Origin of the sequence: Paraburkholderia sp. IMGN_8, from assembly GCF_038050405.1 — a bacterium.
Classification (GTDB): domain Bacteria; phylum Pseudomonadota; class Gammaproteobacteria; order Burkholderiales; family Burkholderiaceae; genus Paraburkholderia.
Window position 1 is genome coordinate 3,118,525 of sequence record NZ_CP150901.1, and the last position, 21,486, is coordinate 3,140,010.

Consider the following 21,486-nt stretch of genomic DNA (forward strand, 5'->3'; position numbering starts at 1 on the left):
GCCAGCGTGCCCAGCGAAATGAGCTTGCCAAGCTGCACGTTGAGAAGACGGCGAACGATAGAACTGCGATGCATAAGGCTCAAAACTGCCATGACAACGATCCTGTGAAATTGTGCGATGAAGTCGATCAGAACTCGATCGTTGAAGTCAATGCGAGCGTGCGCTCCAGCCCGACGGCAAGCTGGCTCGAACCGGCCGCACTCCAGTAGTGCCTGTTGGCTGCGTTCTCGAGGTTGGCCTGGAACGTGGCTCGCTTACCGAAGAGACGCGTCGAATAGCGCGCGCCAGCCGACAACAGTGCGTAGCCACCAATGGTCGCCTGATTGGCGTCGTTCACCGGACGCGGCCCGACGTAGTAAATCCCGCCGTTGAACGACAATCCGGCAAGCTGCGGCACACGGTAGGTAGTGAACAGACTGCCTGTCACATGGGGCGTGTTTTCCGGCGTTTTACCGACCAGCGACGTATCCGACGAATCGACAATGCGCGCATCGAGCAGCATGCCGGTCGCGACCACGGACACGTTGTCGCTCAGATCGCCCTGAAGCGAAAACTCGAGCCCTCGATAGCGTGAATTGCCATTGAGCGCGTACACGTTGTCAGTGTTAGTCCCGGCCGACGGCTGACGCAGGTTGAACAACGCCACCGACGCCAGGGTGTTATTGCCGAAGCGATGCCGGATGCCGATTTCCTCCTGGCGGCTGACAGCGGCCGGCAGCACCTGATAGGCGTTCGATGCCGTGGCGGGAGCAGCACCACTCGACTCGAGCCCTTCGATATAACTCGCGTACACACTGGTCTGCGGCGTCACCTTGAAGACGAGACTGGCCGACGGTGTGGTTTTGCTCACGTCATAGGTCGCCGTACCCGCTTGCGTGCTTCGATATTCCGAACGTCGCAAGCCTGCGACGAACTGCCATTTCGGCGTCAGTTCGATTCGATCGAACACGTAGACGCCGCGATTGTTGACGTGCTGCGCGTAGAACGCCTTCGAGCCTGCGGCAGTCAATGAGGTGATGCTGACCGGGTTGTAGAGATTCTGCTGCGCCGTGTAGTAGTAGGTCGTGAAGTCCGGCTGGAACAGCCAGTTGTCGACCGCGCCGAAAGTCACGTCATGGCCGATCGAACCCGTCTTGAAGAACCCGTTCACTTCGAAGCGCACGTTCTTGTTCTCGTACATCTGGCCGTTTTGCTTGCTGCCCTGCAGCGTGCCCGCACCGGTGTCGACGTTGTACTTCTGGAAGATCCACAGCCAGCGGTCGCGGCGCGTAATCGACTGGCCGACGGTAAAGCTCGCGCTCCAGGTATCGGAGAACAGATAGTCGGCACGCAGAATCTGGCTCGTCGCGCTGGCGTTGGTCGGCTTGTCGTTCGGCGAGAGCAGGCGGGTGGCATCGGGCAGTCCGGGCAGGCTGATGACACCGTTTTTCGCGGCGAGCGGCACAATGCCCGCCTGCTCGACCACACGTTGCTCGATATGCTCCAGGTCATATTTGAACGACAGTTTGCGGCTCGCTTTCCAGTCGAGCGCAACGCTCGCGAACTTGCGATAGCCACGGTCGCCGTCGATCGGTGTTTCCACGTGCTCGTCCATCGCGTTGACGCGGATGCCAAACTGATTGTCAGGTCCAAAACGGCGCGCGATATCGACATGCGCGCCGATCGAGCCGTTGGTATCGCCCAGCAGCGAGACACTGGTCACCGGCTCGCTGCCCGCGCGCTTCATGACCATGTTGACGATTCCGGCTGGCACCGCGAAGCCGTAGTACAGGGCGGAGGCGCCCTTGAGCACTTCGACGCGCTCCTTGTCCTCCATCGGCATCCAGATGTTGTTGTCGATCGGCAGGACCCCGTTCAGGTAATAGCTCGAACGATTGTCGAGAGCGATGCCCCGGATTGCCAGTTGATCGTACGCCAGGCCGTTGAGTTGTTGCCGGGTCACACCCGCCACGTTGCGCAGCGCGTCGTAGAGTCCTGTATCGCCCTGTTCATCCATCACATCGCGCGTCACGACGTTCACGGTGGCCGGCACATCGAGCGCATCGAGGCCGCGATACGGGCCGGTCTCGACCGTGGCGGGCGCATAGCCGCTGTGATCCTTGCTTCCGGTGACGCGAACGGGTGCGAGTTGTCGCGCGCTCGACTCGGCGTCTGCTTGAACCGCCTCCGTTGTGCTGGTGTCGCCAGCCTGCCCGTACGTCGCGACAGGACACCCAACTCCGATGAACCCGACTGCTGCCAACGATCGAAACACCTTCGATGTCCAGAATCGACCTTTGATTCTGTTCAATTCACCACGCTGCATGACTTCCCCGCTAATCGGCGTTTCGCACGTGGCGAAACATCCTGTTGTTTTATCTTTCAATCGCTAATGCGACTCATTCGCATTTATAACTTAAATGATTGCCGATATCAAGGAGAAAGAAACGGCGCGAGAGACCGGACGTGTGCGTCTCGCCCTGCTATCCCTTCAGTGCCACCCAGCCAAAGAGCCGCCGCCCGCCTAAACCGCTAATCGTTAGAAATAGAACCGCCGCGCCGAAATTCCACAGCAGGATCATGACCGTGGCATCGATAGGATGAAACAGCGATAGCGCGACCGCTGTCATCGCCGCAACGGCGAGACTGGCCATCATCGCAATCGGCGTGGGAGCAAGGCGTGCGACGTGGCGCAACATGATGAGCATCATCAGCGAGAGCGGAATGCCGGTCAGCGCCAGTGTCGCGAAGCATCGCGCAGTCTCTCCGGGAGACATGCCTTCCGGGCCGATGCTGACCCAGTTCGTCAGGCACCCATAGCTGATCGTGGACAGCCACACAGCAAGCGCAGGCACGGGCAGCAACAGCCAGCGCGATGACCGGCCGGGCACACTGGCAATAAACGCGGCCAGCGCCGCAAGCGCACCGGTGATCAACGCGGCGGCAACGCTGGTGACAAATGCGGGCTGATGCAGCTTGAGCATCAGATCCGCCCGAACGCCATGTCCGACCGCAACAAGGACAAGCATCGACATCGCAAACAGCAGCCAGCAAACGGCCCGGACCGATGGTGGCCCAAGGCGGCGCACGGGCTTCACGTCCGCGACAAGGGCGTCGATCAGACTGGAAGTTGTCCTCATGACTTGATTCCTCGTCTTTCAATCAACTTGCGCAGATTTTTCATCGCACGATGCGTGGCGACCTTCAGCGAGGCGATCGACGTCCCGGTCGCTGTCGACGCTTCCTTCAAGGACAGTTCCTCCAGCTTGAGCATACGGATCGCGTCTCGTTGCCCCGGTGGCAACGCTTCAACGGCTTCATGCAGTGCGCGTGCGTCGGATGCGCTCTCTACCAGATTCGCTTCAGGCATCGCGAAAGTTTCATGGTCAGGATCGAACGGCGTCTCGTGCGCACCCAGACGGCCCTGATGCCGCAAACTGTCGACGATGCGTCGCGCTGCGATAGCCACGAGCCAGGGGCCGAACGGACGCGCCGGGTCATATGTATGCCGCACGGTGTGGATGGTGAGAAGAATGTCCTGAACCGTGTCTTCGACATCATTCCTGTTGTTGATCTTTCTCGCGGCCAAGGTCCTCAAGTATGGCGTGATCGCTTCAAGTAGTAACCGGTAGGCGTCCCGGTCGCCGGCCTGCGAGCGGATCATCAGCATGGTCCAGTCGAGACTGCCATCTGCGCGGCTTGCGGGCGTGCCACCCGAAGGATCGGACGCGTCGCCGCCCTGACGGTTTTCGACAAGCGTCAGCGGTGGGCCGGGGCGGTGGGTTCGGGAGCGCATAGACAAATTCTGCACTTTTACGAGGAAGTTTTCGCAACAATAAATTTTTCGATCCGCGTAACTTTTTGCGTTTCGCCGGCGAATCTTCCCGCTGGTCGCAAGTGGGCAACCGCCATCCCCAGGAGAATGCAAAGTGAGCAAGCAATTGAACAGCCAGTTGATGACAGTATCGACCCTGTCTGCGGCCGTTGTTCATCGCGATGCGCCGTGCATCTTGTCCGGTCGCCTGCCCGGCACAACGCTACCCATTGCGGGTTGAACAGATGCAGTAATGGTTCCACTGTGCGGGATGAGCAAACCGCGGCCCTCCACGCGAAAGGGTCGAGCAATGGTTTGTTCATAGCAATCACCAATGTTTCACACCCTGCGGTGTACAGTTTCGAGGAACTACCGTCAGGAGAGCATCACTCATGGTCAAGAAGCCAATCCTTGCTGCAATCCTTGGTGTGGTGATCGCGATGATTGCGCCGGTCTCTCAGGCGCAATACACCACCGACTGGCTGGCGAACACATTCGGAACGCTTGCCGCTCATGTGGGTAACACCGCGCGCTCGATGTGGGTCGCGCCTGAAGGCGTCATCTATACGGCTTCCATGTGGGACGAAAACGAGGGTGGCGTCGCGATATACCAGAACGGCAAGAGCATCGGTTCAATCGGAATTCACAGCGAGTTTCAGGGTGGGGCCATTACGGGCAATGCCACTTCGATCTTCGCGGCGTTGCAGTACAGCACCTCTTACGGCAGCGGTTCGGTAGGGCGATATAACCGGACCACCCAGAAACGCGATCTCCTCATCCCCGTCAGCACGTGGACCGCGGTCAAGCGGGCCGATGTCATCACCGGACTCGCAACGGCGGGCTCGCTCCTCTATGCAAGCGACATTCTTAGCAATCGCGTCCGGGTCTACACCACCGACGGCGTCTGGCAGCAGGACATCAACGTCTCGAGTCCCGGCGCACTCGCCGTGGATAGCGCGGGAAATATCTGGGTAGCTCAGAAGAGCGCGGGCGCGATCGTCGAATTCAGTCCGGCCGGCGCGCCCCTGAACACCATCCAGATGTCCGCGGCCTCGCGACCGTCCGCGCTGTATTTCGATGCGTCGTCCGGGCTGCTCATGGTCGGTGACCAGGGTCCCGACATGAACATCAAGCTCTACAACGTCTCAGGCACGCCGACACTGGCAGGCACGTTCGGCATTCAGGGCGGCTATCTCGACACCACCACCGGAACCAAAGGCCAGGTTGGCGACAAGCGCTTCACCCGCATCGTCGGTATCGGCAAAGACACCGCCGGCAACCTGTATGTGCTCAACAACCCGTGGGGCGGAGGTTGGGATCTCGGCCGCGACGGCGGCACCGACATTCACGCGTATGACAGTGCCGGCAACCTGCAGTGGAAGCTTCAGTCTCTCAACTTCGAGGCGGTCGCCGCCCCCGACCCGGCTACCGACGGCGCCTACTTCTATAGCGGCGCCCACATCTATACCGGCACCGCTGGCGGCACGTTCGTCGCGAACACCGTCAATCCGTTCGACTATCCGTCGGATCCACGCCTCAACATGAACGATACCCAGCGCGACGAGCACTTCGGTCAACTCGTCACCGTCGGCGGAAACCGGATTCTCGTGGCGTCCGGCCAGAACCCCGGTATCTTCTACTTCTTCCATTTCAACGCGGCGAATGGCTACATCGCCATACCGGACGCGTCGATTCCGGGTACGACGTTCAATACGACCAGATCGGTCACGGGCGGATTTTGCATCGACAGCAGGGGAGACGTGTGGGCGGGCCTGGACCGAACGAATCACATCTACCACTACCCGCTGACCGGCTTCGACGGCTACGGCAAGCCAACATGGGGAGCAGGCATCGCCATTTCCATTCCGCTGAGCATCCGGCCATTGACGCGCATCATCTACCTGGCGGAGAGCGATACCATGATCCTCGCGCAGGGCATTGCCGGGAGCTGGGACTGGACGGCTATGAACACGCGGATCGAGGTGTATCACGGCTGGAGCGCCGGCAACACCACCAAGCCCGCTCCGGTGATCAACCTCACGAGCGCCAATCCCAAGTCGATCACGGCAGCCGGCAACTATCTCTTCGTCGGATATGTGCACACCGCGCCCAACATCGACGCCTTCAATCTCACCACAGGCAACCTCGACACCACGCTGATCAACACGAGTACGGCTACGATGGACGTGGGTAACGACGTGGATTCGATGTACGGCCTCAGAACGTACCTTAGATCGACCGGCGAGTACGTGATCACGAAAGACAACTACAACGGCTCGAGCATCGTTGTTTATCGCTGGACGCCGTGATTGGGTATTCCGGAACAACGCCCGGCCGCAGCCGCTCCGGGCAGGCCGGCGGAACCCTTGCCTTGCGGCTGCAGGCCTGCCGGGCAAGCCGGCCGCGCCACGCTCAATGGTGGCCGAAGTCCTTGCGCGCCACCGGAACGATACGCACCTTCGCATACTGGAAGGCCGGTGTCGACTTGACCGCGTCGCGCGTCGCGCCGGCCCACACGAGCTTGCCGTCCACGTAGTCCAGTTGCGACATCGGAATCGCTACGTCGTGCTGGGACACGCCGAGAAACTGGTGAGCCGCCACGATCGCGAACGAAACGGCGTTATCCGGCGCGATGATGACATCGTGCAGCACGCCGACCTTCTCGCCGCTGTCGTTGTAGATGGGTTTGCCGAGCAGGCTCTTCTTCGCGCTCCAGCCCTCGAGAATAAGCTGCGACTGCTCGACCGAGATGCCGATGGTCTGCGCGCCCGCGACCTGTGCGTTTGCCTGCTGGCAAACCGCGCTAAATGCCGACGCTGCGATAAAAACAAATGCCCACTTTGCCTTCATGATTTTTTCTCCAGAAGATGAGTTGATTCAAAAACAACAGGTCGAAACTATTCAACTGCGCCGATGGCGCTGCTTGCCTGTGTCGTGCTGGTCGACACTTTGGCCCTGTTTCGAACGCGCCGCTTTCCAATTCGCACGATGACGGCATGCACAGGCCCATCGCGAGGGCCACTGCGACCGCCACCTTCGCGATATGCACGAAGCGGGGGCCGTCGTCCTTCCAGTACGTCTTCCACTCGTCCCGCCATCGTGGCCAGGCCGCGCCGTTCGCGTCCGCGGGCAGGTTCACAAGGCACTCGTCAGTCGATCATTCCCGCGATCACGGAAGCCAGAATCATCGCGTCGGCATTGGCCGGGATCGTGCTGCGCACCCTCGGCTTGTAGATCGCATCGTCACGGCGAATCGTCACGCCGCTCAACGAACAGCGCCCCTTGACGCGGGCGCGGCAGCTGATCCACACCTGTTCGGCGTAGCGGCACCGCGTGGCATCCTGCCAGAGCACGGCGATCGACGTGTCCGACAGCCGCTCGATCACTTCGACCTGGATGTGCGGCGACGGCGCATACACAGCCATGCGCCGCGCCGGCTGCGCACGATAAGCTTCGCCCGCGCCTTCGTTGCCATCGCCGGCGAGCAGCGCACCGATCACGTGATCCCACACCGGTGCGCGAGCGCCGGTCATCATCGGGCCCGCTGTCTCGTGCGGCGCACCACACGCGTCAGGACCGGTTAGCGCTTCTTTCTGAAACGCTTCGGGGTGTGGCTTCACTTGAATTTCGCCAGGCATCATGTCTCTGCCGATCGAGCGGACGGAACCGCTGAAGCGACTTGAACATGGGGTTATCCAATAGTGTTAGCAACGTTTCAATGACCTGGGGCGCGAATCAGCTGCCCTCTTTTGTCGCGCCGGGCGCGATCGGTTTTTGCGTGGCAGTGGCTTTGATCTGCTCCGCTACCTGGACCGTCGGCGCCTGCGCGAAGAACTGCGACTTGACCACCGGTATGGCGTGTTCGCCCAGCACCATGCCAAGCAGGCCGGCTAGCGCGATCAACGGCGGCGCCGGCGATTGCACCTTGAGCAGCCAATAGAGAAGTCCGACGCCGAAGCCGACTCCCAGTGAAATGATGTAGCCCATTCTGAATGTCCTTTCGATAACCGTCTGTCAATTCGGCCAGTCCGATCCCAGCACCAGCCCGCAAAAATTCAAGCGTCGATAGTTCGGGTCCCACCGATCCAGCACGTCGGCATTTACCGTGCCGAACGTCGTCTCCGGACGATGCTCCATGCCACGGGCATAGGCCTCGATGATCTTTTTCTTGAAGCCGGATTCGCGTGGATAGGCCTGCACGATTTCGTCGCGCTGTTGCGCGGTGAACTCGTCGTAGCGGGCGCCTCGCACATCCATGTGCACCCCGGCGCTGGTCAGCGCGACCAGTGGCGACATATGCTCGGGAATGCCCGGCGTCGTGTGCAGCGCGATCGCCGCCCAGACCTCACCGATCGCGTTCTCCGACACACCGTGCTGCCGCAGGAATTCACGCGCGGCATTCGCACCGTCCACTTCGAACCGGCAAGCAGAACGCTGGTGCTGCGCGTTCAAGCCGACGTTGTGAAACATCGCGCCGACATACAACAACTCCGCGTCGAACGTCAGCCCTTCCCGATACCCGGTCAGCGCACCGAACAGAAACGCCCTGAGCGAGTGATGGAACATCAACTCGGACTCCGTAGCGCGTATCCGATCCGTTGCTGCCCGGGCCACCGCACCGTCGGGAATATCCACTCCCGCAATGGTTTTCTTCATGTCAACTCCTCCGTGCTGGACATCCCGCTCCGGCAAACCTTCCACCCAATCGATAGAGACTTTGGCCGATTCTTAAAACGACTTAACGAACGCGGCGCTTTGGCCGCGCCGCTCAAAGTGTGAGTTCATGGAAGCGCCGCACGCCGTCGCGAATCCATTGCAGCAAGCCGCCGGAACTGTCATCGGCATGGGCCGGCGAAGCGAGCAGCATCTTTTCGGTTTCCCGGTGTTCCGAGAGCACGCGGCACATTTCTCTCGCCACCTCCGGGCGCCGCGCGAGGATCGGTGTCAACGCGGTCTTGTCCAGCCGGAACACGGTGGAGCGGGTCAGCGCACGCACGGTCACGCTGGACCTGACGCCCGCCAGGATCCCCGATTGCCCGATCGAATCGCCGGGCGCCAGCCTGCGCAACTCGATCTCGCCGCCGTCTTTCGACATCGTCACCCTGGCGACGCCTCGCGCCAGAATATGCAGCTCGTGGCCACCCTCGTCGGCTCCGGCGTAGATGGTGTCGGCGACCTTGAACTCGTGCCTGGTGAGCTTCGTTTCGAGCTCCGCCAATTCGGCCTCGTCGAGTGTCTGGAAGATCATCACGTTGCGCAGCAGGCGGTGTTTCTCGTCCGTACGCTCGATGACAGGTTCAGGCACGGAAAGCGGCCGCAGTACGACACCTCGCGAAAGCAGATGGCGGTGCGCAAGATCGAACAGGTCGTTGCGCACGCCGGTCTTCTTGCTCAATGAATCGACGTAGCAGACGATCTCGTACTCGATCGCGTCGTTGGTGGCGCGGCGCACGCTCACGAGCGGCTTGGGCTCGCTCAACACGTCTTCGGAACTGGCGGCCGCGTTGGCGAGCGCCTCCAGCACAACGGCCGGCCGGATCGACGGCTTGACCGGCAGCACGACGCTGATGCCGTGCGTCTGCGAGGGCTCGTCGGCGTTGACGATATTGGCGCGAGCCGCCACGCTGTTCGGAATCACGACGATATTGCCCTGACCGTTCAGCAGACTCGTCGCGCGCCAGTTGCTCTCGACCACTTTGCCTTCCACGTCGCCGATCGTCACCCAGTCGCCAATTCGAAAAGGCTGCGTTGCGTTCAGGACGACGCCTGAAAACACATCGTTGAGCGTGCTCTGGATCGCGAGGCCGAGTACGACCGCGAGCGCGCCGGACGTGGCGAGCAGCCCTTTCACCGGCAGTTGCAGCACGAACGCGATCGCCCCCACCGCGGCCGCCATAAACACCAGCGCACCGAGCACGTCCTGAAACAGACGCTCCCTGTGCCATGTCTCGGGCAATACCACGCGATCGAGCAGGATGATCACGAGGCGCGCACCCTGCAGCCACCACACCACCTCCAGCACCTGCGCAAGCAGATGGCGCAGCGGCTCGTCCGGCCACGGCGCCGCGCGTAGCGGATTCATCCCCGAACGGAACAGCACGTATGTCGACAGCCCGAACATGAGCGCACGAAAGGCGAGCCGCGCCTGGTCGCTCTTGCGATCCATGAAACGCCACGCGAGAAAATCGAGGACCAGGATGCCTAGCCCAAACAGCACACCGTCGGTCAGGGTCGGCATCGTGGTCCTCGCTCGCCTTGTGGCACGAACCCGGGGTGGTCAGAACGCGAAACAGCTACATCCCAACGCGCCCCAGAACCCGTTCGAATCGCTGACGGGAACGTTCTTGCGCCATGCCCAGCCGTGCGCATGCGCATGCACGCCGCACAGATTCACGCAGCCGTCCACGCATGCCACCGCGGTCGGCTTGTAACGGCTGTAGCCACCGAATTCCGCTACCGGCGACCACGACGGGCTGACCGGCAGATCGGGCGGCGCGAGCGGCGTGAACTCCTCTTCCGCATACACGACCTTGCCGCCCACCACCGTCATCACCGAGGTCAGGAACTTGATGCGGCTTTCATCGACGGAAAAGTAATCCTCGCTGAGTACTGCGAAGTCCGCGAACTGGCCGGGCACCAGTGCGCCCTTGTGCTCTTCCTCATTCGAGAACCACGCGCTGCCCACGGTGTAGCGGCGCAGCGCTTCCATCCGGTCGAGCTTGTTCACGCTCGAATACATCGCGGTACCGCCGACGGTCTTGCCCGACACCATCCAGTACAGCGACACGAACGGGTTGAAACTCGCGACGCGCGTGGCGTCCGTGCCCGCACCGACCGGCAGGCCGGCATCCAGCATGTGGCGGATGGGCGGCGTGTGCTTCACGGCTTCTTCGCCATATCGCTGAATGAAGTACTCGCCCTGAAAAGCCATCCGATGCTGGATCGCGATACCGCCGCCGAGCGCGCGCACCCGCTCGATATTCTTTTGCGTGATGGTTTCGCAATGGTCGAAGAACCAGCGCAGCCCGTCGAACGGAATCTGCGCGTTCACGCGTTCGAACACATTCAGGAAGCGCTCGATCGACTCGTTATACGTGGCGTGAAGACGGAACGGCCAGCGGTTCGCCACCAGCAGCTTGACGACCGCTTCCAGTTCGTCTTCGAGCGTGTCCGGCAAATCGGGGCGCGGCTCGAGAAAGTCTTCGAAGTCCGCAGCCGAAAACACCAGCATTTCGCCCGCGCCGTTCACGCGCAGGAAATCGTCGCCTTCGCCGGGCTTCGTCATCTTCACCCACTTCGCGAAGTCTTCGATTTCCTTCTTCGCGTTTTGCGTGAACAGGTTGTACGCGATACGCACGGTCAGCTCGCTGCGCTTCGCCAGGTCCATGATGACCGCGTAGTCGTCCGGATAGGCCTGATAGCCGCCGCCCGCGTCGATCGCGCTCGTCACGCCGAGGCGGTTCAGCTCGCGCATGAAGTGCCGCGTGGAATTGCGTTGATCCTCCGGCGCGAGCTTCGGGCCTTTCGCCAGCGTTGCGTACAGCAGGCCGGCGTTCGGCCGCGCGATCAGCATGCCGGTCGGATTGCCGCGCTTGTCGCGCTGGATCTCGCCGCCGGGCGGGTTAGGCGTGTCTTTGGTGTAGCCGACCGTGCGCAGCGCCGCCGCGTTCAGCAGCGCGCTGTCGTAGAGATGCAGAATGAACACCGGCGTGTCCGGCGCGATCGCGTTGATTTCTTCGAGCGTCGGTCCGCGCCGCTCGGCGAACTGGAATTCGTTCCAGCCGCCCACCACGCGCACCCACTGCGGCGCCGGCGTGCGGGCCACCTGCTTGCGCAACATGTCGAGCGCGTCGGCGAGCGAGGGCACGCCGTCCCAGCGCAACTCCATGTTGAAGTTCAAGCCGCCGCGAATGATGTGCAGGTGGGAATCGTTGAGACCGGGGATGACCGTGCGCCCTTTGAGGTCGACCTGCCGCGTGCGGTCGGTCACGTGGCGCATCACGGCATCGCGGGACCCCGCAGCGACGACGCGGCCGTCCGCCACCGCAAGCGCGTCGGCAAACGAGCGCTTGTCATCCTGCGTGGCGATCTTGCCGTTGAAGAACACAACTTCGGCCGGTGTCGGCGCGGAAGTATTGGAAGTCATGGCAATCCTCATAGGGAGCGCTCCGCTTTTCACGCGCGAAGCTATTCATGGGAAGCGGGCGCTCGTCGCGATTGCTTCCATGAAGCATTCAGAAACAGGTTGTAGCCGGCATGCGGAATTCAGGACACCGATGCACCGCCCTCGAGTCCCACCACATCCTCCGGCACGTTCGTGCCGGTGGATGCTCAATAGATCCGAGGTAGACGTGACCCGCACTGTATTCGAGCCGCCCCGCCGGACGACGTAATGCGACTGTTTACTTCTTTGCAGGCACCGCTGCCAGAACCTCGTGCGTCCCCGCCGTGCGCTGGGGCGCCTTGTGCACCATGGTGTAGGCATAGTCCACACCCATCCCATATGCACCCGAATGCTCTTTGGCAATCGCCATGACTGCGTCGTAAGTCTCTCTGTGCGCCCAATCGCGTTGCCATTCGAGCAGCACCTGTTGCCAGGTCATCGGAATCACGCCGGCCTGAATCATGCGCTGCATCGCATAGTCATGCGCATCCTTCGACGTGCCGCCCGACGCGTCGGCGACCATATAGATTTCGTAGTCGCCTTCGGCCATGGCGCATAGCGCAAACGTGTTGTTGCAAACCTCGGTCCACAGACCTGCCACCACGACCTTCTTTCGGCCGTTTGCAGCAAGCGAGTCACGAACCTTCTGGTCATCCCACGAATTCATGGACGAGCGTTCGAGCACTTTGTGCCCTGGAAACACGTCCAGCAACTCGGGGTACGTATATCCCGAGAAACTTTCGGATTCCACTGTCGTAATAGTGGTAGGAATGTTGAACGCCCGCGCTGCCTTCGCGAGTCCTACTACGTTGTTCTTAAGTACCTGACGGTCGATGGACTGGACCCCAAAGGCCATTTGCGGCTGGTGGTCGATGAAGATGATCTGCGAGTTTGCAGGTGTCAGGACTTCGAGTTTCGGATTTGCCATGGCTTTGTACATCCTAAAGGTTTAGTGAACATGGGAAGACATGCCGCACTCGCTTGAAGTGCGAGAGAAACCGGAATCCATTCTATCGACGGGTTTTCTGAGAGTCCTTGGCTAAAGGCCTTAATAGTTCTTAAAAAAAATGCGCCCAAAGTACGGCGCGATTCGCCGACGCAGGGCCCATCGCGATCGCCCGCTCAGAAGAATTCATATTTTTTTGCAGGACTTTATGTACCGGGGGTTCCTACACTTCGATCCGAAGACGATCGTGCGGCGTCAATGCCGCGGAGGCTCAGCCTTCGAGCGAGCTGTGAACCCGCGCCTCGAGAAACTGCACGAGCGCTCGCACTTTGCTGGAGTGGCGGCGATTGGGCAGATACGCCGCGTAGACGATTGCGTCGCCATTGTGGGGACTCGCATCGAAATTTTCGAACAGACGCATCAAGCGTCCCGCCCGGATCTCGGCGGCGACCAGCCATTCAGGCAGCAGCGCGATGCCGCGTCCGGCCATGACGGCTTCCAGCAGGATGTCGAGACTGTTCGACAGCAGATGGCCGCGCACCTCAACGCGCTGCTCCACGGTGTCCCGGCGAAAGGTCCAGACCTGGCGCGTGCGATAGCCGCCGCCGTAGGCCACGCGAAGGCATTCGTGGGCATCGAGCGCCTCGGGCGCCGCCGGCGTGCCGTTGCGTTCGAGGTAGTCGTGGCTCGCCACGACGTAGCGCGGGTTGTCCGCCAGTTTCCTGACGATCAGGTTGGCGTCCCGGTTGGGCAGGCCGATCCGTATCGCAACGTCGATTCTGTCGAGCGCGAGATCGGCGTAGTGATCGGCGACCACGACGTCGAGGAACACGCGCGGATGATCGGAAAGGAAGGCCGCCAGATGAGGCCCCAGCCTCAGCCGGCTGTAGGTGGACGGCACGGCGATCCTGAGCGAGCCGACCGGCGACGCGCCGCTGTCGAACACACTCTCGTCCGCTTCGGCGAGGTCGTCCAGCACCTTGCCGACCTGTTCGACATACGCAATGCCGGCGTCCGTGAGACTGACCTTTCTCGGCGTGCGGGTCAGTAGCGCGGTGCCCAGCGAAGTTTCCAGCGCGTCCATCAGACGCGTGACCGACGAGGTGGCCACACCCAGACGTTGCGCGGCCTTCGAGAAGCCGCCGGCGTCCGCCACTTCCAGCAACGTGTTCAGGGCGAGGAGCTTGTCCATGGATGGCCTCAGCGGTGGTTCGGTTGCGTACAGCGCAATACGGGATTGCGTTTTAGCCTCATTCTACAAACTTCTTGCAACGGATAACCTGCATGCACTACCAGGTGAGAGGTGCAACATGCAAGCCATTCCGGTCGAGGTCAATTACGACTTCATTTGTCCGTGGTGCTGGATCGGCCAACGGAATCTCGCTGCGGCGCTCGCCGAATCCGGTACCGGCGCGGCTGTTTCGATCCGCTACATGCCGTTCGAGTTAAATCCGTCGATGCCCGTCGAAGGCATGGACCGGCGCGATTATCGAACCCGTAAATTCGGCAGCTGGGCGCGTTCGCAAGGCATGGACGCGCAGGTCGCGGCCGCCGGTCTCGCGGCCGGTGCGCCATTCAACTACGACAAGGTGCTGCGCACGCCGAACACGCGCCTCGCGCATCGTCTGATGCAGTTCGCCCAAAGCCGTCACGAGCCGCGGAAGACGGCGGCGCTTTATCAGGCCATCTACGCCGCCTACTTCTCGGAAGGCCGCGACATCGGTGCGCTCGACACGCTGGCCGCCATCGGCGCCGAACAGGGTTTCGATGCGGACGAGGTTCGCGCGTATCTGCTGTCCGACTCGGGCAATCAGAAAATCGATGCCGCACAGCGCGAGGCGGGCCGGCTCGGCATTCACTCGGTTCCCACCATCGTGATCGCCGGCGACGCGATCAGCGGCGCGCAACCGCCCGCCGTCTTTATCAATGCACTGCGTTCAGCCGTGCAGCGGAGCTGCAGCATGAGATCACTTGAGAAACCACGTGCCGTCGTGGTCGGCGGCTCGCTCGGCGGACTGCTTTCGGCCACAACCTTGCGGGCGGCCGGTTGGGATGTCGACGTGTTCGAAACCTCGCCGAACCAGCTCGACAGCCGCGGCGGCGGCATCGTCCTTCAGCCCGACGTGCTGGATGCGCTGCAGTTCGCCGGCGTAGCGTTGCCCGATCCGCCGGGCGTGGCGTCGGGCGAGCGCATCTATCTGGACCGCGAAGACACTCACGTCGAACGGCTGTTCATGCCGCAGATGCAGACCTCATGGAGCCTGCTGTACCGGGCCATGAGGAACGCGCTGCCCGCGGCGTCCATGCATGCGGACGAGACCTTTGTCGATTTCCGGATGGAGGGCGAGCAGATCGTCGCGCAGTTCGAAAGCGGCCGCAGCGAGCGGGCCGATCTGCTGATCGGCGCCGACGGCATCCGCTCGACGCTCAGGCGGCGGCTCCTGCCTGAGGTCGTGCCGGCCTACGCAGGCTATGTGGCATGGCGCGGACTCGTCGACGAGCCTGATCTGCCGCTGCGCGCCGCGGACACGCTGCGTGACCGGTTTACGTTCCAGCAGGGCGAAGCGCATTCGGCTCTCGCCTATCTGATTCCCGGCGAAGGCGACTCGACCGTGGTTGGCGAGCGCCGCTGGAACTGGGTGTGGTACCGCAAGTACAGCCGCGAAGCGCTGGACGCGCTTCTGGTGGACCGGCACGGCGTTGCGCGCCCGTTCTCGCTGCCGCCGGGCACGACCAGGAGCGCGGACATCGCCCAGCTTCGAGCGGATGCGAAAGCGCTGCTCGGGCCGACGTTTCGCGCGCTGGTCGATGCCACCGAAGAACCGTTCATGCAGCCGATCGTCGATCTGCGCGCGCCGAAGATGGTGTTCGGCCGGGTCGTGCTGATCGGCGACGCCGCATCGGTGCCGCGTCCGCACACGGCGGGAAGCACCGCCAAGGCCGCGGCCAATGCGCATGCGCTCGCACTGGCGTTGTCGTCGACGTGGCAGGCCGGCGCGACCATCGATTCCGTACTCAAGCGCTGGGAAAACCAGCAGTTGCAGCGCGGCAAGCTGATGACCGATCTAGGCGTGTCGCTCGGCGACCGGCTGATGGGCATCGCCCGCTGAGTTTGCGTCCACGTCAGCGTCCACTTTTTTTTAATTTCACGGAGTTGCCCATGTCAACGCACGCATCCACCACGGCCGGCACCGCAAGCCCGGTCAAGCTGACACGCGGCCTGATCGCGCTATTCGCATTCTGCTGCGGCGCGATCGTCGCAAATCTCTATTACGCGCAACCGATCACCGAATTGATTGCACCGGATATTCACATGTCCGGCGGCACGGCCAGCCTGATCGTTTCGCTCACGCAGATCGGCTACGCCTTCGGCCTGTTCTTTCTCGTGCCGCTCGGCGACCTGCTGGAGAACCGCAAGCTGATGATCACCACCGCGCTGGTGTCGATCGTGAGTCTCGGCGCCGCGGCGTTTGCCCATCAGCCGGGCTGGTTTCTCGCGATCTCGCTGCTGGTCGGCTTCAGCTCCGTGGCCGTGCAGATTCTGATTCCGCTCGCCGCCCATCTCGCACCGGACGAGTCGCGCGGCAAGGTGGTCGGCACCATCATGAGCGGACTGCTGCTCGGCATCCTGCTGTCGCGCCCGATCTCCAGCGTGGTCGCCGGGCATTTCGGCTGGCGCGCCGTATTCGGCTCCGCGGCCGTGCTGATGACGATCGTTACCAGCGTGCTCGCACTGACCATTCCGCGCCGCCAGCCGGATCACAAGGCCACCTACTTCGAGCTGATCGGCTCGCTTGCCCACCTGGTCCGCACGATGCCGATCCTGCGTCACCGCTCGTTGTATCAGGCGCTGATGTTCGCTTCGTTCAGCCTGTTCTGGACCGCGATCCCCGTCGAGTTGACCAGGCAGTTCGGACTCTCGCAAACCGCCATCGGCATCTTCGCGCTGGTCGGCGCGATCGGCGCGACCTCGGCGCCGGTCGCGGGGCGTCTCGCCGATGCGGGCCACACAGTGCGCGCGACGCTGATTGCGCTCGTGGTGGGCGCGCTCGCCTACACACCGGCGTTGATTCATCCGGCGTGGGGCGTGCCGGGGCTTGTCGCGACCGGCATCGTTCTCGACTTCGGCGTGCAGATGAACATGGTGCTGGGGCAACGCGAAATCTATGCATTGCATGCCGCGAGCCGCAACCGGCTCAATGCGTTGTACATGACCAGCATCTTCGTAGGCGGCGCGTTCGGCTCGGCGCTCGCCAGCCCGCTCTATGAACACGGCGGCTGGCCGCTCGTCGCCGCGGTCGCTACGGCCTTCCCGATCGTCGCGCTGATTCATTATCTGACGATCGGCCGCCCGTTCGCCTCCCGCAACGCCTGAGCTCGTCAATCCATTCGGGAATCCGGATGGCAACGCTGTCCGGTTTAACAACATTTAAGCGTGGATTCAGGAATTCCCGTGACGGCGGCGATACGCTAGCCAGCATAGTCAAACCAAAGGTGCGTGAATGACTCGCAAGTCCAGATTGCTGGCGATGGGAGGCGCGGTCGTCGTGGCCGCGCTGATCGTCGCAGGATGGCTGATGTGGAAGCCCGCGATTGCGCCGGTCAGTCCGCCGCCGGCTTCGTCCTTCGACGCACAAACGAAGCTCGCGGGCGCGCGGGTCGTGGCGCTGGGCGACTGTATCGTCTGCCACACAGCGAAGGGCGCCCAGCCGTTCGCCGGCGGCCTGCCGCTTGCCACCCCGTTCGGGACTATCTACGCCACCAACATCACGCCGGACTCCGAGACGGGCATCGGCAACTGGTCGCTGGAAGCGTTCACGCGAGCGGTACGTTACGGTGTCGCCCGCGACGGACATCTGCTCTATCCCGCGTTTCCGTATCTCCACTTCACGCGCATGTCCGATCGCGACATTTCGGTTGCGTACGCGTATCTGATGACGCGTGAGCCGGTCAAAGAGACCGCGCCGGCGAACGACCTGATGTTCCCGCTGAACTTCCGGCCCTTGCTCGCGTTCTGGAACGTGTTGTTCCTGCACCCCGGCGAGCAGACGGCGGACGCGTCGAAAGACGCCGGGTTGAACCACGGCAAGCTACTGGTGGACGGCCTCGGTCACTGCGCGTCGTGCCATTCGCCGCTCAATGCGATCGGCGGCGAGAAGTTGGGACATGCATTCGACGGCGGCATCGTCGACGGCTGGGATGCCCCCGCGCTGAACGCACTCGGTTCGGCGCCGAAACCGTGGACCATGGAACAGCTCGTCATGTATCTGCGCAGCGGCCGCGCCAGCGAGCACGGCGCAGCGGCCGGCCCGATGCTGCCGGTCACGCGCGATCTCGCCACCGTGCCCGAAGCCGACGTGCAGGCAATTGCCGCCTACATCCTGTCGATCCAGAAAGCGCAACCGGCCGTCATGGGTGCGGCTACCGACGGCGCGGGTCACGTCGCGGGTCACGCCGACCCGTCGCCCGCGGCGCAGCGCGGCGCGATCCTGTTCGGCGCATCGTGCGCGCAATGCCATGGCCCCGCCGCGCCGATGCAATCGATCGGCGAGCGCCCCACGCTTGCGTTCAGCACCGCGGTCAACGCCACGACGCCGCGCAACGCCGCCCAGATGATCCTCAGCGGCAACGGCTGGCACGGCGAGGACAGCATGAACTACATGCCGTCCTTCAGCGACATCTATAGCGACCAGCAGATCGCCGATCTGGTGTCCTACATCCGCGCGACGTATTCGCAGCACGGTGCGTGGCAGGACGTCGAGGAAACGGTGGCCAAAGTCAGACAGGAGAACAACGCGCGATGATCAACCTTAACGTCAATGGCGTGCAGCACGCGCTGGATATCGATCCATCGACGCCGCTCCTTTACGCGCTGCGCAACGACCTGCATCTGCATGGCGCCAAGTTCGGCTGTGGACTCGGACAATGCGGCGCGTGCACGGTGATCGTGGGCGGCCAGGCCGCCTTTTCCTGCCTGATTCCAGTGTCGTCGATCGGCAGCCGCCCTGTGCGCACAATTGAGAGCCTCGGCACCGCCGCGCATCCCGGCCCGCTGCAGAAGTCGTTCATTGAGCATCAGGCCGCGCAGTGCGGTTATTGCATCGCCGGCATGATCATGCGCGCGCAGGCGCTGCTCGAGCGCAATCCGCGGCCGACCGAGCGTGAACTGCGCGAGCACATGGAGCCGAATCTTTGCCGTTGCGGCACCCACATGCGCATCCTCGCCGCGATCCGCGAAGTCGCGCACCTGCCCGCGACAGACGCTGCGCCCAGCCCGCCTCAAGGCGCGGCGAGCCACGGAGGCATGCAATGAGCGTCAAAGAAGACGATATCGACGAGGGACGCCGCCGCTTCATGATGTCCGGCGCGCTGGTAGTGAGCTTCAGCCTGTTCCCCGACATCAAGGCCATGGCCCAGGAGGTGATCGCTGACGAAGGCGCTGCGGTGCACGTCGCCAAAGCGACCGAGGCGCTCGCGGGCAGCCTGAAGACCAATCCGTTTCTCGATGCATGGATCAAGATCGATCCCGCGGGCAAGGTGACCGCATACACCGGCAAGGTCGAACTGGGCACGGGTGTGCGCACCGCGCTGCTGCAGATCGCGGCCGAAGAACTGGACATGGCGCCCGCGTTGATCACGTTCCTGACCGCCGACACGGGCGCCTCGCCGGACGAGGGGCTCACAGCAGGCAGCCACACGATCGCCGACAGCGGCAGCGCGTTGCTGAACGCCGCCGCCCAGGTGCGGGGCCTGCTCGTCGATGCGGCGGCCAAACACTTCGGCGTCGAGAGCAGCGTGCTGAAAGTTCGGAACGCGATCATCAAGGCGCCCGACGGCCGCACGATGACTTACGGCCATGCCATCGGCGGGGTGGATCTGCATCGTATGGCGACGCCGGCTTCGCCGTTGAAAGACCCCGCCACGTTCGTAACGATCGGCACGTCATTGCCGCGGCTGGACATCCCGGGCAAGGTGACGGGCGGCCCGAGCTATGTGCAGGACATGTCGATGCCGGACATGCTGCACGCACGCGTGGTGCTGCCGCCGGTCTACGATGCGAAGCTGCTGCAGACGAATACGCCCGAGATTCTGAAGATGCCGGGCGTCGTGAAGGTGATCAGGAACGGCAGCATGCTGGCGGTGGTCGCCAAAGGCGAATGGCAGGCCGTGCAAGCGCAACGCGCGCTGGCCGCGGGGAGTCAGTGGAGCGCCAGACGCACATTGCCCGACCCGGCTACCGTGCACAGCGATCTGAAGACGATCTCCACTGAACACATCGAGATTGCGAACACGCACAGCGCGGCCGGCACGCCCGTCAAAACGCTGAGCGCGAAGTACACCAAGCACTACATGCTGCACGGTTCGATCGGCCCATCATGCTCGGTCGCGCAGTTCAAGGACGGCAGCATGACCGTCTGGACGCACTCGCAAGGGGTCTATCCACTGCGCGACGCGTTGGCTGAAATGCTGTCGCTGGCGAAGGACAAGGTGCGCTGCGTTCACGTCGAAGGGTCGGGCTGTTACGGCCATAACGGCGCAGACGACGTCGCCGCGCACGCCGCGTTGATCGCCCGCGAAATGGCGGGTCATCCGGTTCGCGTGCAATGGATGCGCGAACAGGAGCATACGTGGGATCACTACACGCCCGCGATGGTCACCGAAGTCAGTGCATCGCTCGACGCGAGCGGCAGTATCATCGACTGGAACTACGCGCTGTGGAGCAGCTCGCACAACGAGCGGATCGTCAACGCCGGCCGGCTCATTCCGGCGCAAATGCTGGAGAAACCGTTCATGCCGGCGGCGTCGGTACCGATGGTGCAGCCGGAAGGCGGCGGCGACCGCAACGCGATTCCGCTGTATGCGTTCCCCAATATGCACGTGATGAACAACTTCTCGCCGACCATGCCGTTGCACACGTCGGCGATGCGCTCGCTCGGCGCGCACATGAACATCTTCACGATAGAGACGTTTATGGACGAGTTGAGCGCCGCCGCCGGCGCCGACCCCGTCGCGTTCCGGCTCAAGCATATGCAGGATCCGCGCGCCCGAGACGTGATCCGGCTTGCCGCCGGGAAATTCGGCTGGCCGCGCGCGCCGCGCAAGGCCAATCAAGGCGTCGGCTTTGCGTTCGGCAAATACAAGAACCTGATGGCTTATGTGGCGATCGCCGTCGAGATTTCCGTGGTGCGCGAGACCGGCCAGGTGATTCTCGAGCGCGCCGAAGTGGCGGTGGACTCGGGGCAGATCGTCACCCCCGACGGCATCCGCAACCAGATCGAAGGCGGTGTGATTCAATCGGCAAGCTGGACGCTCTATGAAGCGTTAAAGTTCGATACAGCGAGAATCCGCAGCTTCGACTGGAGCAGTTATCCGATCCTGCGGTTCTCCGCCGTGCCGCGCAGTTTGAACGTGCATCTGATCAATCGCCCCGGTGCGCCCTTTCTCGGCGCTGCGGAAGCGTCGATGGGGCCGACCGCCGGCGCGATCGGCAATGCGCTGTTCGATGCGACCGGCAAGCGCCTGCGCGACATGCCCTTGGGCGGCGACAACCTGCGCCGGCAGATCGAAATCTAGCGGTTCCAC

18 protein-coding genes and 1 pseudogene are annotated in these 21,486 nt (G+C 62.7%); 7 read left to right on the plus strand and 12 right to left on the minus strand.

The window, feature by feature from the left end:
• Positions 1-127: 127 nt before the first annotated feature.
• From WN982_RS35315 to WN982_RS35325, 3 genes are all read right to left on the minus strand, one after another.
• Complete coding sequence (locus WN982_RS35315) at positions 128-2,254, minus strand: TonB-dependent siderophore receptor (RefSeq protein WP_341316629.1); 2,127 nt, start codon at positions 2,252-2,254, stop codon at positions 128-130.
• Between the two features lie 208 nt (positions 2,255-2,462).
• The gene (locus WN982_RS35320; RefSeq protein WP_341316630.1) at positions 2,463-3,119 is read right to left on the minus strand and encodes a DUF1109 domain-containing protein; all 657 of its coding nucleotides are present in this window, start codon (positions 3,117-3,119) and stop codon (positions 2,463-2,465) included.
• Positions 3,116-3,649, minus strand: a complete 534-nt coding sequence (locus tag WN982_RS35325) for a sigma-70 family RNA polymerase sigma factor (RefSeq protein ID WP_341316631.1) — start codon at positions 3,647-3,649, stop codon at positions 3,116-3,118. Before WN982_RS35325 ends, WN982_RS35320 begins: the two co-directional genes overlap by 4 nt.
• Before the next feature lie 536 nt (positions 3,650-4,185).
• On the opposite strand from WN982_RS35325, the gene WN982_RS35330 reads away from it, so the two are divergent.
• Positions 4,186-6,102 carry an SMP-30/gluconolactonase/LRE family protein gene (locus WN982_RS35330; protein WP_341316632.1) on the plus strand — a complete coding sequence of 639 codons (1,917 nt, stop codon included), beginning with the start codon at positions 4,186-4,188 and terminating at the stop codon, positions 6,100-6,102.
• Positions 6,103-6,205: 103 nt separating this feature from the next.
• Here WN982_RS35330 and WN982_RS35335 read toward each other — a convergent pair whose 3' ends face one another.
• The 9 genes from WN982_RS35335 to WN982_RS35375 form a co-directional block, all read right to left on the minus strand.
• On the minus strand, positions 6,206-6,643 hold the full coding sequence (locus WN982_RS35335) for a PRC-barrel domain-containing protein (protein WP_341316633.1): 438 nt from the start codon (positions 6,641-6,643) through the stop codon (positions 6,206-6,208).
• Entirely contained in the window at positions 6,597-6,932 is a 336-nt protein-coding gene (locus tag WN982_RS35340; protein WP_341316634.1) for a hypothetical protein, read from the minus strand. The genes WN982_RS35335 and WN982_RS35340 overlap by 47 nt, the downstream gene beginning before the upstream one ends.
• 10 nt (positions 6,933-6,942) lie before the next feature.
• Positions 6,943-7,413, minus strand: coding sequence for a DUF3331 domain-containing protein (locus WN982_RS35345; protein WP_341316635.1), 471 nt, complete (start codon positions 7,411-7,413; stop codon positions 6,943-6,945).
• A 115-nt stretch (positions 7,414-7,528) separates the two neighbouring features.
• Positions 7,529-7,780, minus strand: coding sequence for a DUF1427 family protein (locus tag WN982_RS35350; RefSeq protein ID WP_341316636.1), 252 nt, complete (start codon positions 7,778-7,780; stop codon positions 7,529-7,531).
• A gap of 27 nt (positions 7,781-7,807) precedes the next feature.
• The gene (locus WN982_RS35355) at positions 7,808-8,449 is read right to left on the minus strand and encodes an HD domain-containing protein (RefSeq protein WP_341316637.1); all 642 of its coding nucleotides are present in this window, start codon (positions 8,447-8,449) and stop codon (positions 7,808-7,810) included.
• Positions 8,450-8,561: 112 nt separating this feature from the next.
• On the minus strand, positions 8,562-10,031 hold the full coding sequence (locus WN982_RS35360) for a mechanosensitive ion channel family protein (protein ID WP_341316638.1): 1,470 nt from the start codon (positions 10,029-10,031) through the stop codon (positions 8,562-8,564).
• Between the two features lie 39 nt (positions 10,032-10,070).
• Positions 10,071-11,939, minus strand: coding sequence for an amidohydrolase (locus WN982_RS35365; RefSeq protein ID WP_341316639.1), 1,869 nt, complete (start codon positions 11,937-11,939; stop codon positions 10,071-10,073).
• 256 nt (positions 11,940-12,195) lie between these two features.
• Complete coding sequence (locus WN982_RS35370; RefSeq protein WP_341316640.1) at positions 12,196-12,885, minus strand: hydrolase; 690 nt, start codon at positions 12,883-12,885, stop codon at positions 12,196-12,198.
• Between the two features lie 289 nt (positions 12,886-13,174).
• Complete coding sequence (locus WN982_RS35375) at positions 13,175-14,095, minus strand: LysR family transcriptional regulator (protein WP_341316641.1); 921 nt, start codon at positions 14,093-14,095, stop codon at positions 13,175-13,177.
• A gap of 118 nt (positions 14,096-14,213) precedes the next feature.
• On the opposite strand from WN982_RS35375, the pseudogene WN982_RS35380 reads away from it, so the two are divergent.
• The 6 genes and pseudogenes from WN982_RS35380 to WN982_RS35405 form a co-directional block, all read left to right on the plus strand.
• Positions 14,214-14,777 (plus strand): annotated as a pseudogene (locus tag WN982_RS35380) (DsbA family oxidoreductase); the annotation flags it as partial.
• A gap of 87 nt (positions 14,778-14,864) precedes the next feature.
• A complete protein-coding gene (locus tag WN982_RS35385; RefSeq protein ID WP_341319526.1) occupies positions 14,865-16,013 on the plus strand; it encodes an FAD binding domain-containing protein in 1,149 nt (382 codons plus the stop codon).
• Positions 16,014-16,063: 50 nt separating this feature from the next.
• Positions 16,064-17,278 (plus strand): MFS transporter, encoded by a 1,215-nt coding sequence (locus WN982_RS35390; protein ID WP_341316642.1) that lies wholly within the window; start codon positions 16,064-16,066, stop codon positions 17,276-17,278.
• A 127-nt stretch (positions 17,279-17,405) separates the two neighbouring features.
• Complete coding sequence (locus WN982_RS35395; RefSeq protein ID WP_341316643.1) at positions 17,406-18,707, plus strand: c-type cytochrome; 1,302 nt, start codon at positions 17,406-17,408, stop codon at positions 18,705-18,707.
• Positions 18,704-19,216 carry a (2Fe-2S)-binding protein gene (locus WN982_RS35400; RefSeq protein ID WP_341316644.1) on the plus strand — a complete coding sequence of 171 codons (513 nt, stop codon included), beginning with the start codon at positions 18,704-18,706 and terminating at the stop codon, positions 19,214-19,216. The genes WN982_RS35395 and WN982_RS35400 overlap by 4 nt, the downstream gene beginning before the upstream one ends.
• Positions 19,213-21,477 (plus strand): molybdopterin cofactor-binding domain-containing protein, encoded by a 2,265-nt coding sequence (locus WN982_RS35405; protein WP_341316645.1) that lies wholly within the window; start codon positions 19,213-19,215, stop codon positions 21,475-21,477. Before WN982_RS35400 ends, WN982_RS35405 begins: the two co-directional genes overlap by 4 nt.
• The last annotated feature ends 9 nt before the right edge of the window (positions 21,478-21,486 follow it).

Excerpts from the sequence above, each read along its gene's own strand:
- WN982_RS35400 (WP_341316644.1), top strand. The coding sequence starts at position 18,704 with ATGATCAACCTTAACGTCAATGGCGTGCAGCACGCGCTGGATATCGAT.
- WN982_RS35365 (WP_341316639.1), bottom strand. The coding sequence starts at position 11,939 with ATGACTTCCAATACTTCCGCGCCGACACCGGCCGAAGTTGTGTTCTTC.
- WN982_RS35385 (WP_341319526.1), top strand. The coding sequence starts at position 14,865 with ATGAGATCACTTGAGAAACCACGTGCCGTCGTGGTCGGCGGCTCGCTC.
- WN982_RS35395 (WP_341316643.1), top strand. The coding sequence starts at position 17,406 with ATGACTCGCAAGTCCAGATTGCTGGCGATGGGAGGCGCGGTCGTCGTG.
- WN982_RS35325 (WP_341316631.1), bottom strand. The coding sequence starts at position 3,649 with ATGCTGATGATCCGCTCGCAGGCCGGCGACCGGGACGCCTACCGGTTA.
- WN982_RS35375 (WP_341316641.1), bottom strand. The coding sequence starts at position 14,095 with ATGGACAAGCTCCTCGCCCTGAACACGTTGCTGGAAGTGGCGGACGCC.
- WN982_RS35370 (WP_341316640.1), bottom strand. The coding sequence starts at position 12,885 with ATGGCAAATCCGAAACTCGAAGTCCTGACACCTGCAAACTCGCAGATC.
- WN982_RS35335 (WP_341316633.1), bottom strand. The coding sequence starts at position 6,643 with ATGAAGGCAAAGTGGGCATTTGTTTTTATCGCAGCGTCGGCATTTAGC.
- WN982_RS35360 (WP_341316638.1), bottom strand. The coding sequence starts at position 10,031 with ATGCCGACCCTGACCGACGGTGTGCTGTTTGGGCTAGGCATCCTGGTC.
- WN982_RS35405 (WP_341316645.1), top strand. The coding sequence starts at position 19,213 with ATGAGCGTCAAAGAAGACGATATCGACGAGGGACGCCGCCGCTTCATG.
- WN982_RS35355 (WP_341316637.1), bottom strand. The coding sequence starts at position 8,449 with ATGAAGAAAACCATTGCGGGAGTGGATATTCCCGACGGTGCGGTGGCC.
- WN982_RS35320 (WP_341316630.1), bottom strand. The coding sequence starts at position 3,119 with ATGAGGACAACTTCCAGTCTGATCGACGCCCTTGTCGCGGACGTGAAG.
- WN982_RS35390 (WP_341316642.1), top strand. The coding sequence starts at position 16,064 with ATGTCAACGCACGCATCCACCACGGCCGGCACCGCAAGCCCGGTCAAG.
- WN982_RS35350 (WP_341316636.1), bottom strand. The coding sequence starts at position 7,780 with ATGGGCTACATCATTTCACTGGGAGTCGGCTTCGGCGTCGGACTTCTC.
- WN982_RS35330 (WP_341316632.1), top strand. The coding sequence starts at position 4,186 with ATGGTCAAGAAGCCAATCCTTGCTGCAATCCTTGGTGTGGTGATCGCG.